The organism is Bradyrhizobium tropiciagri (assembly GCF_001189845.1).
Classification (GTDB): domain Bacteria; phylum Pseudomonadota; class Alphaproteobacteria; order Rhizobiales; family Xanthobacteraceae; genus Bradyrhizobium; species Bradyrhizobium tropiciagri.
Genome location: NZ_LFLZ01000051.1, coordinates 1 through 14,451, shown reverse-complemented (window position 1 = coordinate 14,451; position 14,451 = coordinate 1). Strand labels below are relative to the sequence as shown.

11 protein-coding genes are annotated in these 14,451 nt (G+C 64.4%); 8 read left to right on the top strand and 3 right to left on the bottom strand.

Features of this window, described 5'->3' with window-relative positions; translation table 11 throughout:
* Position 1: 1 nt before the first annotated feature.
* The gene (locus tag AKN84_RS31010) at positions 2–673 is read left to right on the top strand and encodes a class I SAM-dependent methyltransferase (RefSeq protein ID WP_050424289.1); all 672 of its coding nucleotides are present in this window, start codon (positions 2–4) and stop codon (positions 671–673) included.
* Positions 674–694: 21 nt separating this feature from the next.
* Here AKN84_RS31010 and AKN84_RS31005 read toward each other — a convergent pair whose 3' ends face one another.
* The 3 genes from AKN84_RS31005 to AKN84_RS30995 form a co-directional block, all read right to left on the bottom strand.
* Positions 695–1,408, bottom strand: coding sequence for a class I SAM-dependent methyltransferase (locus AKN84_RS31005; RefSeq protein WP_050424288.1), 714 nt, complete (start codon positions 1,406–1,408; stop codon positions 695–697).
* Between the two features lie 8 nt (positions 1,409–1,416).
* On the bottom strand, positions 1,417–2,727 hold the full coding sequence (locus AKN84_RS31000) for a nucleotide sugar dehydrogenase (protein ID WP_050424287.1): 1,311 nt from the start codon (positions 2,725–2,727) through the stop codon (positions 1,417–1,419).
* Between the two features lie 97 nt (positions 2,728–2,824).
* A complete protein-coding gene (locus AKN84_RS30995; RefSeq protein WP_050424286.1) occupies positions 2,825–4,135 on the bottom strand; it encodes a glycosyltransferase family 4 protein in 1,311 nt (436 codons plus the stop codon).
* Between the two features lie 117 nt (positions 4,136–4,252).
* Between AKN84_RS30995 and AKN84_RS30990 the strand changes: the two genes are divergently transcribed.
* The 7 genes from AKN84_RS30990 to AKN84_RS30965 all read left to right on the top strand — a co-directional run.
* On the top strand, positions 4,253–5,491 hold the full coding sequence (locus tag AKN84_RS30990; RefSeq protein ID WP_244485601.1) for a glycosyl hydrolase: 1,239 nt from the start codon (positions 4,253–4,255) through the stop codon (positions 5,489–5,491).
* A gap of 110 nt (positions 5,492–5,601) precedes the next feature.
* The gene (locus tag AKN84_RS30985; RefSeq protein WP_050424284.1) at positions 5,602–7,788 is read left to right on the top strand and encodes a bi-domain-containing oxidoreductase; all 2,187 of its coding nucleotides are present in this window, start codon (positions 5,602–5,604) and stop codon (positions 7,786–7,788) included.
* A complete protein-coding gene (locus tag AKN84_RS30980; RefSeq protein WP_050424283.1) occupies positions 7,785–9,776 on the top strand; it encodes a heparinase II/III family protein in 1,992 nt (663 codons plus the stop codon). The genes AKN84_RS30985 and AKN84_RS30980 overlap by 4 nt, the downstream gene beginning before the upstream one ends.
* Complete coding sequence (locus tag AKN84_RS49420; protein ID WP_244485599.1) at positions 9,773–10,240, top strand: glycosyltransferase; 468 nt, start codon at positions 9,773–9,775, stop codon at positions 10,238–10,240. The genes AKN84_RS30980 and AKN84_RS49420 overlap by 4 nt, the downstream gene beginning before the upstream one ends.
* Entirely contained in the window at positions 10,237–10,926 is a 690-nt protein-coding gene (locus AKN84_RS49415; protein WP_244485597.1) for a glycosyltransferase, read from the top strand. Before AKN84_RS49420 ends, AKN84_RS49415 begins: the two co-directional genes overlap by 4 nt.
* Before the next feature lie 671 nt (positions 10,927–11,597).
* A complete protein-coding gene (locus AKN84_RS30970) occupies positions 11,598–12,869 on the top strand; it encodes a calcium-binding protein (RefSeq protein ID WP_050424282.1) in 1,272 nt (423 codons plus the stop codon).
* 208 nt (positions 12,870–13,077) lie between these two features.
* Positions 13,078–14,451, top strand: a 1,374-nt coding sequence (locus AKN84_RS30965; RefSeq protein WP_050424281.1) for a calcium-binding protein, incomplete at its 3' end; no start/stop codon positions are given.

Sequence of the window (14,451 nt, the reverse complement as noted above, 5' to 3'; positions counted from 1 at the left end):
ATTGCTGGGCGCCATTCAAGCCCGATTTTCCAGTGCGGCACGCCTGCGGCGCGGCGAGTTCCTCGTCCGCACCGTGAACCCGCCGCTCAATGCGAGGATTCTCGATCTCGGCGGCGGCACCGGCCGGCACATTCGCGCAATCCTGCCGTTTCACACCGACATCACGGTCTGCGATATCTCTGCTGAGGATCTGAAGGCCGCGCACGAGCGCTTCGGCTTCAAGACCGTGCTGCTGAAGGAGACCGAGCGCCTGCCGTTCGACGACCAGGCGTTCGATTTCTGCTTCTGCTCGTCGGTGATCGAGCATGTCACCGGGCCGAAGCAGGACGTCGTGACGATCGCGAGCGACGCGGACTTTCTGAATGTCGCGCGCGAACACCAGAACCGCTTTGCCGGCGAGATTTCGCGAGTTGCAAAATCCTTCTACGTGCAGACGCCATACCGGTACTTTCCGATCGAGAGCCATACCTGGCTGCCGGGTTTCATCGTGCTGTTGCCGAGGCGGCTGCAGATCGCGCTGATCGAATTGTTCAACCGCTTCTGGTTCAAGCGGACCGCGCCCGACTGGCATCTGTTCGACTGGCGCGAGATGACGGAAACGTTTCCGGACGCGAAGATCTATCGTGAACGATATCTCGGCATGACCAAGTCGCTGATGGCGATCAAGGCTTGAGGCCGGCGTCTGCCCGCCGCATCAGCCGTCGCGTCGGGCCAGGATATTGATCAGCGTGCCTACCGTCGGCCGGCGATCGAGCGCTGGCGGGAGCGGGGAGCCGGCAAACCCGGTCGCCAGCATCGTGAGACCATGCTGCCGCAGCAGGCCCTGCATCGCGGCCGGCGAGGCCTCGAATTTGGAGAAGGCGAGGTAGCGGAACAGCGGCCGCGCCGACACGCGCGAGGAGGCCGCATGCGCGAGCTTGTAGCTCTGGCGCAGCAGCGATCCGCGATTTGGGACCGAGACCAGCAGCAGTCCGCCGGGCCTGAGTACGCGATGGATCTGGGCGAGGCACTGCGCCACGCTGGGGACATATTCCAGCACGCTCGCGCAGAGCACGCCGTCGAAGGATCGATCCGCAAACGGCAGGTTTGCGATGGTCGGGATCTGCCGGAATGTGAGCCGTTCGGCCGGCGTGCCGTCGGCGGGGCGGCCGCGCGCCGCCGCGATCATCTCCGGCGAGGCGTCGACGCCGGTAACATCGCAGCCGCGTGCGGCGAGCAGGCGGGAGAGCGTTCCGGTGCCGCAACCTGCATCCAGCCAGCGCTGCCCGTCGAGGTCCACCTTTCCGAGCAGATCGAACATCGCGGCGGTGCGCGCCCTGAAGGTGCGGCTCCGATGCAGCGTCTCCCATCCCGACGAAATCTCGTCGTGAAAGCGGATTTCGGGACGGTCGCGGGCCATGGTGGCCATGATGTTCCCTACCAGTGGAAGCCGCTCACTCGGGCGCTGACCTCATCGGGCAGTCCGATGTCCGACAGTTCGAGCACGGTCTGGTCGGGGCGGCTGGCCTTCAGCGCCGCGACGAAGCGCGGATCGGCCGTCGTCAGCACGATGATGTCGGCCCATTCGATCGTCTCCGCCACATCGTCATGCAGCAGGCCGACCAGGTCCGGATTGCGCATCATGAAGTCCCGGTTGGCGCCGATCAGCTGCGACAGCTGCACATTGGGGTCGTAGATCCGGATCTCGCGCTGCTCCCCGCGCAGGCTCTTGACCAGCTCGACGAACGGGCTGTCGCGCACATCGTCGGTGCCGGCCTTGAAGCTGATGCCGAGGAAGGCGATTCGGCGGCCCTCATGCGACAGGATCCAGTCGGCGCCGCGCGACATGATCATGTCGTTGCTCGGCAGGATGCTTTCGAGCACCGGGGTCGACAGTCCGCGGCTGTGCGCCAGATGCTTCAACGCCTTGACGTCCTTGGGCAGGCAGGAGCCGCCGAACGCAAAACCCGGCCGCAAGTAAGCCGGCGAGATGTTGAGCCGCGTGTCCTGCAGGAAGATGTTCATGACGTCGCGGCCGTCGATGCCGAGGGTCTTTGCGATCGCGCCGATCTCATTGGCGAAGCTGACCTTCAGCGCATGCCAGCTGTTGTCGACATATTTGGCGAGTTCCGCAGTCTCGACCGGCGGCGTGATCTTGGCGCCAGGCAGGTCCTTGTAGAGCGCCATGACGCGGTCGGCGGTTTCCTGGTTGAAGGCGCCGACCACGGTCTTGGACGGCGCGTTGAAATCTGCGATCGCGCTGCCTTCGCGCAGGAACTCGGGATTGAAGGCAAGATCGAAATCGCGCCCGATCTTGTTGCCGGAGGCTTCCTCGATCAGCGGCCCGACGGTGCCGCGGGTGGTGCCGGGCAGCACGGTGGAGCGGATCGTCACGGTGTGCGGCGCGTTCTTCGCGCGCAAACCGCGGCCGATCTCGATCGCGACCTGCCGGATGGCGGTCAGATCGAGGTTGCCATTGCAGGATGACGGCGTGCCGACGCAGACCATCGATATGTCGCTGTTGACGATCGCCTCGGTGGCGTCGGTGGTCGCGGTCAATTGACCGGTTGCGACGGCGCGCGCCACCTTGTCCGAGATGCCGGGCTCGATCACCGGCGATCTGCCTTCGCGGATCAGATCGACCTTCGCGACGCTCTTGTCGACGCCGATGATCTGGTGACCGAGCTCGGTGAAGCAGGCGGCGCAGACCGTCCCGACATAGCCAAGGCCGAAAATGCTGACGTTCATGCTTCGACCTTCAATAACGCAGGGACTTGCAACAACGCAGGGACTTGCGCGCGGCCGTGGCCGCGTCGTGTTTGACGCGAGTGAGGCGGCAGGGCATTCAACGCGAGGCTCGCCCGGCGGCCGCATTGGCGTTGACACCGGAGGCTTGTGACGCGGGTCGCTCGCCGGCCGGGCCCGTGCGCGGCGCGCGGCTCTGCCATGGGATTTTCCCGGCGAACAACGCCTCATAGGCGGCGAGCAGCTTCGGCTCCTCATGCGTCCAGGACAATGCGCGCTCGACGCGGCTGCGGCCAAAGCTACCCATCGACTGGCGCAGCGAGGGATCATCGATCAGCGTGATGATCTTGCTGGCGAAATCCTGCGGGTCGTTCTTCGCTGCATAGAGCGAGGCATCGAGCGCCGAGCGACGGCCTTCGCGGACGTCGAACTGAACGATCGGCCGTCCGAGCGCCATGTATTCCATGATCTTGTTCATGGTGGAGATGTCGTTCATCGGGGTGACGCGGTCCGGATTGACGCAGACGTCAGCGGTCGAGAGCATCGTGAACAGCGCATCGTCGGCGATCGCGCCGGTGAAGTTCACGTAGTCGGAGAGCCGCATCTCTTCGCAGAGCTTGACCACCGCATTCCACTCCGGACCGGTGCCGGCGATGTTGAACTGGATGTCGGTGCGTCCGAGGTCGTGCACGATGTGGCCGATCGACTGCAGCAGCAGATCGATGCCTTCCGACTGACCGATCACGCCGACATAGCCGACGCTGTAGCGCCGGCCGCGGCGCCAGACCGGATCGGCCGGGCGAGAACGCACGCGGTCGAGATTGGGGCCGGAGCGCACCACGAAGACGCGATTGGCCGGCATGCCGCCGCGCGTGATCGCGATCTCGCGATAGGATTCGTTGGTCGCGATCGAGATGCTCGCGGTCTTGAAGGTGAGATATTCGACCAGCCGCAGCAGATGCCAGAAAAAATCCCTGCGGCCGAATTTTGCCTCATAGAGCTCGGGATTGACGTCGTGATGATCGAACACGAAGCGCTTGCCGCCGAGCTTGAACAACAGGCCGATCAGGAAGATCAAATCGGGCGGATTGCAGCCCTGGATCACGTCGAAGCCGTGCTTCCACGCCACCTTGATCGCGAGCAGCGTCTCCCAGAACAGCGCGACCGGATATTCGATCAGATAGGCGGCAATCCCGCGCGCCTCCACCGGCATCGGATGACGGTAGATGTGAATGCCCTCGAGGCATTCGTAAGCTTCGTCATGACCGCGGCCCTTCGGACAGATCACCGAAACTTTATAGCCCGCCTTGCGCAGCGACGTTGCCTCGCACGACACCCTGCGATCGAAAGGAACCGGAAGGTTCTCGACGATGATCAGGATCCGCCGCGGTGATGGTTCAGCTCTCGACATCTGCGATGATCTATACCATTGACCTAACAGCATCACAATCCGACTAACATCGGCATTAACATACGCGGCTTCCATTATGCAATCCCGGCACCGATGTGACGGCGACGAGACAGGGACATGGCAGGCAGAGTGAGGGATTGGGGTCAAAGGGCGTTGATTGCACTGGTTTTGAGCACGGCGCTGCCGGTTGCCCATAAATGGCCGCTGCAATGGAGTGGCGCGGCCGCAAACGATGCGCTCAATGTGAGCCGCGTGAATGCCGTGATCCCGCCTTCACTTTTCGGCATGACGATCAACGCGATCGGACAGTCGCAACCATGGCCCGAGCTCAAATTCGACGGCGTCCGACTGTGGGGTGCGATCTACTGGGCGCAGATCAATCCGGCGCCGGGCATCTACAATTGGGCGCGCTTCGACGCCATCCTTGCCGCGGCGGAGCGCGAGCACGTCGAGATCGTTCTCAATCTCGCCTACACGCCGCGATGGGCCGCGTCGGTGAAAGATGCGCCGCCGGCGTTCACGCCCGGCGCAAGCTCGCCGCCTGCCGATCTCGCGTCATGGGATGAATGGGTGCGCGCCGCCGTCGCCCGTTCCGCCGGCCGCATCAAATACTGGGAAATCTGGAACGAGCCCGAGGATCCCAAATATTACTCGGGCGACATTGCGACCATGGTCCAGATGCAGAAGCGGGCCTATCAGATCATCAAGGCCAGCGATCCCAGCCTGACCGTGCTGACGCCGCCGTCCAACGGCACGCCCGACGGCTATCGCTGGCAAAAGGCCTTCATGGCGCAAGGCGGCGGACAATATGCCGATGTGTTCGCCTTCCATGGCTACACGAGCGAACCCGAAGCCGTGCTCGGAATTATCGCGCGCTTCAAGCAGATCCTTGCCGCGCACGGTCTGTCCGCGCGGCCGATCTGGGACACCGAGGCCGGCTGGTCGTCTTATGAAGACAATCCGGACGGGTGCCTGGCGCGCGCCTACATCCTGAAATGGTTCAGCGGCGTCGATCGGTTCTACTGGTATGAGTTCGCCGGCGGCGGCAGCGACTTCGGCAAATTATGGGACCCGGTGCACGGGCTGCTCCCGAGCGGAGTGGCCTACCGCACGGTGCAGAAATGGTTGGTCGGCGCCAGCGTCGTGGCCGCAGGCAGAACATCGCCGTTGATCTGGCGCGTCGAGCTTCGCATGCCGGATGGCCGCAACGGCTTGATCCTCTGGACCACCAAGGGGCGGTCCTCCTATCGGGTCGACCCGCGTTTCAGCCGTTACCAGGGCCTCGACGGTGGCGAGGGAGCCGTCGCCAATGGCGAGGTCGAAATCTCGCCCAAACCGGTTCTGCTGCTGGAATGATAACGATGTTAATCCGCGCGTCATGAAGTAACTTTGATGATATTCCCGGGTTCATTGCGGGCGGCGGGCGCGATACAAGGGCGCTGTTAACGTGAGGCGATTGACCGACTGTGAAGCAGATCGCGCAGAACTATAAGAGCGGCGAGCTCAAGCTGATCGACGTGCCGGCGCCGCGCTGCCGCCCCGGCGGGGTCCTGGTGCGCACGGCGTTCTCGGCGGTTTCGACCGGCACCGAGATGATGAAGTTCACCGAAGGCCGTCTGTCGCTGCTCGGCAAGGCGCGCGCGCGACCCGACCAGGTGGCCAAGGTGATGCGCTCGGTCCGCCAGCAGGGACTGGTTGCGACCTATCAGAAGGTGATGAACCGCCTCGATTCCTATACGCCGCTCGGCTACTCGTTGTCGGGCACCGTCGTGGAGGTGGGCGAGGGCGTCGCTGGCTTCTCGGTCGGACAGCGCGTGTGCTGCGGCGGCAATCAATATGCAACCCATGCTGAATATAATTGGGTGCCGGTGAACCTCTGCGTGCCGCTGCCGGATGGTGCCGCGCTCGACCAGGCCGCATTCGCCACGATCGCTTCGATCGCACTGCAGGCGATGCGCCAGTCGGAAATCGGCTTCGGTGAGACCGCCTGCGTGATCGGCCTCGGCCTGATCGGGCAGATCATGGTGCGTCTGCTGCGCAGCGCCGGCGTCGTGGTCACAGGGCTCGACAGGCTGGAGGCGCGCTGTCGTCAGGCCGAGGCTGCGGGCGCTGCGGTTTGCGCTGTGGCATCTGACGATGCCGCGGCAGAGTTTCGCGCGCGGATCGATCAGTTGACCGCGGGTAGCGGCGTCGACTGTGTGTTCATCACCGCAGGCAGCGACGATCCCGATCTCGCCTCGCGTTCGGCAGCATTGCTGCGCGACCGCGGCCGCATCGTCGATATCGGCAAATGCACGCTGAACCTGCCGTGGAACGAATTCTACGACAAGGAGCTCGACGTCCGCTTTTCGCGCTCCTACGGCCCCGGCCGCTACGATCCGCTCTACGAGGAGGGCGGGATCGATTATCCGATCGGCCATGTTCGCTGGACCGAGAAGCGCAACATGGAGGCGATCGTCGCGCTGCTCGCCGACGGGCGGCTCGACTTTTCGTCGCTGATTTCCGAAGCCGTGCCGCTGGAGCAGGCGACATCGGCGTTCGAGCGCATGAGCCGGGGCGAGGTCGGCCTCGGCATGGTGTTCGCCTATCCGGACGCTGCGCCCCGCGCGATGCAGATGATTTATCGTCCGGCCGTTGCCCTGCGCAGCGGCCGGGTGCGGCTCGGCGTCATCGGCGCGGGCAATTATGCCTCCAGCATGTTGTTGCCGCAGCTTGCCAATCACGCGCGCGTCGATCTCGTCGAAGTCGCCACCAACACCGGCCTCAGCGGCGCCACCGCGGTGCGCAAATTCGGCTTCGCGCGCGCCTCGACCGATGCGGCCTCGGTGCTCGAGGCCGACGATATCGATGCCGTGCTGATCGCGACGCGTCACGCCTCGCATGCCAGCCTCGCGGCGCAAGCGTTGCGTGCCGGCAAGGCGGTGTTCGTCGAAAAGCCGCTGGCGATCGACACCGATGCGCTCGATCAATTGGAGCAGGTGATCCGCGAGACCGGCAACGACCGGCTGATGGTCGGTTTCAACCGCCGCTTCTCGCCGCTGCTGCAGGGCATGCGCGCGGCGTTCGCACCCGCCGGGCCGCAGACGCTGCAATATCGCGTCATCGCCGGCCCGCTGGAGAAATCATCCTGGTATCTGCAGGCCGAGAGCGAAGGCAGCCGCTTCGTCGGCGAGGGCGGGCATTTCATCGACGTGTTGTCATGGTGGGTCGGCGCCGGGCCGGTGCGCGTCTCTGCAAGTGCGGCGGGCAAGGACGTCGATAATCTCGTCGCCACCTTCGATTTTGCCGATGGTTCGGTCGCGAGCCTCAGCTATCTCACCGGCGGCGATCCGCGTGTGCCGAAGGAAGCGGTCGAAATCTCGGCAGGCTCCGGCTTTGCCGCCTTCGACAATTTCTCGGGCTTCGAGGTCTGGCACGCCGGACAACGCACGGCGAAGACGGCGCGGCTCGACAAGGGGCAGCGGCCGATGCTGGATGCCTTCGTGACGGCGGTGGCATCGGGGGCCGCGATGCCGATCGCGCTGGATTCGCTGCTTGCGACCACCCGTGCGACGCTCGCGGTGCAGGAGAGCGCGGCCGCCGGCATGCCGGTCGATCTGACGACCGGCGCGACAGAGCAGGGCGTCGCGCGCGCGTCGACTGCGTTGAGATGAATCCGGCCTGGTATCTGCGCCGGCTGCGGCGCATGGAGCCGTCCGAGCTTGCCGGACGGGTCAATGATCAGGTGCTGCGCCTGCTCTGGCGCATCACGCCGCCCGACATCGCGCGACATGCCGGCGCGAGGCTCGCGCCGGGCTCAAGGCAGCCGCGGCTGAAGCCGTTGCCGTCGCCGGCGTGCGCGCCGCGGCAAGCCGCCGAGTGCCTGATCCAGAGCGCGGAGCGGGTTCTCGCCGGCCACTGGCGGATCTTTGCCAGGGATCATGAAGTGCTCGGCGAAACGCCCGACTGGTTCGTTGATATCCGCAGCGGCAAGCGGGCGCCTGCGGATGTGTGCGCGTTTGCAGTTCCCTATCGCGACGAGGCTGCGGTCGGAAACATCAAATACATCTGGGAGCCGTCGCGTCACCACCATCTCACGGTGCTGGCATCAGCGTATTATCTGACTTCGGACGAGCGCTACGCGAGGCGCGTGGCCGAGCATCTCACAAGCTGGTGGCGTGAAAATCCATTCCCCCGCGGCCCGCACTGGATCAGCGGCATCGAGCTTGGCGTACGGCTGATCTCGTGGGCCTGGGTGCGCCAGTTGCTGCAGAACTGGCCTGGCGCCCCCGCGTTGTTCGAGGACAACGACCTGTTCCTGACGCAACTCTACGCGCATCAATTCTGGCTGTCGCAGTTCCCGAGCCGTGGCTCCTCCGCCAACAATCACGTGATCGCGGAGGCTGCCGGGCAGTTCGTGGCGGCCTGTGTATTTCCGTTCTTCCGGGACAGCGCGCGATGGCGCGAGCAATCCGCCGGCACGCTGGCACACGAAGCCGTTGCGCAAACGCTTGGCTGCGGCAGCAATGGCGAACTTGCGACCGATTATCACGGCTTTGTCCTCGAACTGCTGCTCGCCGCGGCGGTGCAGGGCGAGTCGTCCGGACATCCGCTTGACGATGCGGTCTGGACCACGATGTGCCGCATGAGCGACGTCATCGCCGCGATGCTGGACGATGGCGCGCACCCGCCGCGCCAGGGCGATGGCGACGACGGCATCGGCCTGTTGCTCGACGATCACGCCGGCAATCGCTGGCTCGGGCTGCTCGCCACCGGCGCGCGTCTGTTCGGCGTTCTGCCATGGTGGCCCGGACTGCCGGAGCCCGATCTGCGCAGCTTTGTCCTGACTGACGGCATCAACGCGCGCGCAATCGCCGCGCGGCCCGAACGCCGCCCGTATTTGCTTGATGAAGCCGGCCAGACATTCCTTGTCGATGCCGACAGGGCGGTGTGGTGCCGCTGCGATCACGGCCCGCATGGCTTCGGCCGCATTGCGGCGCATGCCCATGCCGATGCACTGTCGCTCGAATGCAGGATCGGCGGGGTCGAGATCCTCGCCGACCCCGGCACCTATTGCTACCACGGCGATCCGCGCTGGCGCGTCTACTTCCGCTCCACGCTGGCGCACAACACGCTCTGCCTGTTCGCGCGCGACCAGTCGGTGTCGGGCGGGCCGTTTCTCTGGACGCGGCATGCGCAGAGCCGGCTGGTCGCCTCAAGCGGCCTGGATGATCGTGATGCGGACGCAAGCTGGGTCGCGGAGCATTTGGGATATCAGGACGAAGCCGGTCTCGTGCATCGCCGCTCGGTGCGATTGCAGCGTCAGGCGATGCGGCTCGTCGTCAGGGATATTGTGCTTGCCGATGCAGGGCTTGCGGTGCCGGCGAGCCTCAGCTGGCATCTCGGTCCTGAGGTCGAATGCAGGCTCGACGGACGCACGGCGCAGCTCACATGGCCAGGCGGGCGCGGTGAGCTCGATCTGCCGGCGGCGCTCAGCTGGACATCGTATCGCGGTGACGAGGTCACGCCGGCCGGTTGGTATTCGCCGTCCTTCGATCTCAAGGTGCCGGCGACCACGCTGATCGGCACCGGGACGCTCGCCACCGGCCAAGATCTGATAACCGCGCTGCGCTGGTTTCCCGATCCGGCGCGCCGGTCATGAGGATCCTGGTCGCGCACAACAGGTATCAGGGACGCGGCGGCGAGGACGTCGTGTTCGAAGCCGAAGTCGACCTGTTGCGCAGCGCAGGACACAGCGTTGACGCGCTCACGGTCAGCAACGAGGCGATCAACTCGCTCGCCGCGCGGATCGCGACGACGCTATCGATCGCCGACAATGCGCGTGGAAAACAGGCCATGGCGGAGGCAATCGACCGCTTCCGCCCTGACATCGTGCACGTCCACAATTTCTTCCCGCTGCTCTCGCCCGCCGTGTTCGACGTCTGCCGGCACAAGCGTGTGCCCGCGGTGGTGACGCTGCACAATTATCGCACCATCTGCACCGGCGGCATGCTGCTGCGAGACGGCCGCATCTGCACAAGTGCCTGGACCACGGCCATCTCTGGGGCGTTGCCCATCGCTGCTACCGCGGATCGTTGCCGGGTTCGCTGGCCTCGGCCTACATGATCGCGCAGCATCAGCGCCGCGGCACCTGGACGCGTCCCGGCCTGCGCCTGATCGCGCTGACGCAGTTTGCCCGCACCCTGTTCACGCAGGCAGGCTTCGACGCCGGCCGGATCGACGTGAAGCCGAATTTCATGGCCGATCCGGGGGCGCCTGATCCGGCCATGCCGCGCGCCGGGCTGCTCTATGTCGGGCGGCTGAGCCCCGAGAAGGGCGTCGGCGTGCTGCTCGACGCTGTTGCGGGGACCGATGTGCCGTTGCGGATCGTGGGCGAGGGGCCGGAACGTGCCGCGCTCGAGGCCCGGGCGCCCGGTCATGTCAGTTTCCTCGGCGCGCGATCGCGCGCGGAGGTGCTTCGGGAAATGGCCAATGCCCAGGCATTGGTCGTGCCGTCGTTATGGTACGAGGGCTTTCCCATGGTGGTGGTCGAGGCCTTCGCACAGGGCACGCCGGTGATCGCATCCGAGATCGGCGGACTTGCCGAGGTGGTGAGCGCCGGCAAGACCGGCGCGCTGGCGCCGCCGGGTGACGCGGCCGCGCTGAGAAACCGGATTGCTGAGCTTCTGGCCGTCCGCGATCGCGCCGCGGCATGGGGGCAGGCCGCACGGGCCGTCTATCTCGCGCGCTACGCGCCGGATGAGAATCTCCGGCTGCTCGAGGCCATCTACGCGCGCGCCGCGGCTGGATGAGCGATGCAGGCGGTTGCTCCGCCTGGATCGGGCGCCGTCCTGCGCAATTTCTGGGTCGTCGCCCCTAACGGGTCGCGGCAAATCTGATGTTAATTTGTTATATCGGGCGCCTGTTCCGACGCCGCCAGCTTCGACGAGGCGGTCGGATTGCTCCCGATTCTGCGATCGATTCCCCGATTCTGGCTCGCCCGGAGCCTGGGTTTGCAACCGGAACCAGTCATAACACCGGTCAGGCTGCTGGCCGGTTGTGAAGTTTGACGCTTTTTTGCAAAAGCTCTCACGCGGCGCAGAAATATTTTTTCAGAGCAGAAAATCGCTTCGAAGCACGCACAACATCAGTGAAATTCTGGGCTTTTGCGCGATCCCGGGGGGCGATGAAACCCCGTATAATCACTACCCTTTTTTGCGTCGCGGCTAACATTTGGGATTTGCCTGCGCTGAATGTTAGCGCAGGTGCGAAGTGGTGCTAAGTCTCACATAAATCAGATGGAACCAGTCGTTAATGGCACATCGCTGATTGACACTCCGGCATTGCGGTCTTAACAATGGACTTAACAAGTTCGTAACGTATGTCCACATTTGAGCTGCGTCGCAACAAACCAGTTGTGATTCAACAGCTTAGGTGCGGACGAGCGGCTTGATCCTCGTATCCCAAAGCAGGGGCTACATCGATGGCGACTTACAATCTCGACCAGACTGACCTCAAACATGCGATCAACTCCACGATCGATCACGCGACCCAGCAACAGATCTTCAACTATCTGATCAACTCGGGCATCGGCTACACCAATCCGGATGACGGAACGGCGGTCCCGGTGCAGGTGGGTGCGGGCATCTCCAACCCGGATCCGTCTGCCAATGTTCTCATCGAAACCAACGCCAATAACACCGTCAACACTGACGCCAACCTGAAGGCCATCATCGAGGCCACCAACAGCGACGTGACGCTGTCGGTCAACGGCAGCACCCCGGTGCTCGTCGCGACCGGCAATGGCAACGATCAGATCTTCATCAACAACACCGGTGATACGACGGTTCTCGCCGGCGCCGGCAATGACACGATCTTCGGTGGCGCGGGTCACGACTCGCTCAGCGGGGGCGCCGGCAACGACGTGCTGATCGACAATGCCTCCGGTCACAGCACGCTGGATGGCGGCTCTGGCAACGATCTGCTGGTCGGCACCGGCTCCGACACGCTGCTCGGCGGCTCCGGCAACGACACGCTTTACGGCGGTACCTCGTCTGATCTGCAGGGCGGTCGCGGCAACGACGTGCTGGTTGGCGGTACGGGCAACAACCTGCTCAGTGGCGGTACCGGCAACGACGCGCTCTACTCGAACTCGGATGCCTCGCACGGCTCGAGGCTCGACGGCGGTGCAGGCAACGACTCGCTGTATGGCGGTGCGGGTGCGGACACGCTGTATGGCGGCGCCGGCAACGACCTGCTGGTCGGCGGTACCGGCACTGTTGCCGAGTACGGCGGCGCCGGCAAGGACGTGCTCTACTCGGGCAGCGATGCGTCGCATGCGACGAAGCTGTTCGGCGGTGACGGCAACGACTCGCTCTATGGCGGTGCCGGCAACGACACGCTCTATGGCGGCTCCGGCAACGACACGCTGGTCGCCGGCTCGGGCAACCAGACGCTCATTGGCGGCGACGGCAAGGACTCGTTCGTCGGCTCCGCTACCGGTACGGCCTCGATGGTTGGTGGCTCTGGCCAGGATTACTTCTACCTGTCCAACCTCAACAGCAGCGATACCATTGACGGTGGCGCCGGCAACAAGGACTCCCTGACCTTCCTGGATCACTCTTCGACCGACGTGACCGGCATCACTGCCGGCAAGGATGGTTCTCTGGACGTCAACTTCAGCAATGGCCAGACGACCCAGATCAGCAACATCGAATACCTGATCTTCAACGATGGTCACTCGACCAAGCTGTAAGATCCCAGGTCTTCACTGCTAGTCTTCACTGAGCGAAGGCGCCGCCTCAATCCAGGTTGAGGCGGCGCTTTTTTGCGATTACAGGTGGTGTTTTGAAATCGCGTCTGATAATCTTGCAGTGTTGCGGCCTGCTCCAATTGCCAGCCATCGAGATAGTTTGAGTATTTGCCTAGCGATTGTGTAGCGCGTCCAAGCAGGGGCTACATCGATGGTGACGCAAAACCTGAACCAGACGCAGCTCAAGGCCGCGATCAGCTCCACGATCGATCACGCAAGCCGGCAACAGATTCTCGACTATCTGATCAGCGCGGGGATCGGTTACACCAGCCCGGATAACGGCGCAACGATCCCGGTGCAGGAGGGGGCCGGGATCAGCAACCCGGATCCCGACGCCAATGTTCTGATCGAAACCAACGCCAACAATACGATCAAGCTTGACGCCAAGCTGAAGGCGATCATCGAAGCCACCAAGAGCGACGTGACGCTGACCGTGAACGGCGCCGCTCCGGTAGTCGTCGCGACCAGCGACGGCAACGACAATATCACCATCAACAACAACCGCGGCACGACGGTTCTTGCCGGCGCCGGCAACGACACGGTGCAAGGCGGCGGCGTGGGTCACAGCCAGATCTACGGCGGCGCCGGCAACGACTGGCTTTGGGGCAGCAGCTGGTCGGACCTGCATGGTGGTAGCGGCAACGATACTCTGCTGTCCGGCAGCTCGCCGGACAGGCTGGACCAAATCAACACGCTGGACGGCGGTGCCGGCAACGACCTGCTGTTCGGTGGCTGGGGCAATGATCGCCTGTATGGCGGCGCCGGCGACGACTGGTTGAGCGCGGGTTACGGCAACGAGATCCTCGACGGCGGCACGGGCAACGACACGCTCGTTGCCGGCGTATACAGCTGCCAGCTCTACGGCGGCGCCGGCAACGACGTGCTCTACGCGGATCTGTTTGCGAATCAAGGCTCGATGCTGTCGGGCGGTGACGGCAACGACACGCTGGAGGGTGGTGCCAGCGGAGTTGCCGACACGCTTGATGGCGGCGCCGGCGACGACCTGCTGAAGGGCGGCATCAGGACTGCTGCGGAGTACGGTGGCAGCGGTAACGACATTCTCTATTCAGGCTCCGGTGCGACGTTCGGGACGTTGCTCGATGGCGGTGAGGGCGACGACACGCTGGTTGCCGGTGCCGGGTTTAACCCTGCCGATGTCGGCTCCGACACGCTGGACGGCGGTGCCGGCAACGATCTGCTGATCGGCGCTGCCGGGACTGTTGCGGAATATGGTGGCAGCGGCAACGATGCGATCTACTCGCACTCGGATGCGTCGCACGGCACGATCCTGGATGGCGGCACCGGCAACGACTCGCTGTATGGCGGTGCCGGTACCGACACGATGTACGGCGGCACAGGCAACGACCTGCTGGTCGGCGGCAAGGTCACCGTTGCCGAGTACGGCGGCAGCGGCAAGGACGTGCTCTACTCGGGCAGCGATGCGTCGCACGCGACCTCGCTCGACGGCGGTGACGGCAACGATTCGCTCTATGGCGGTGCCGGGCGACTGATACGCTGCATGGCG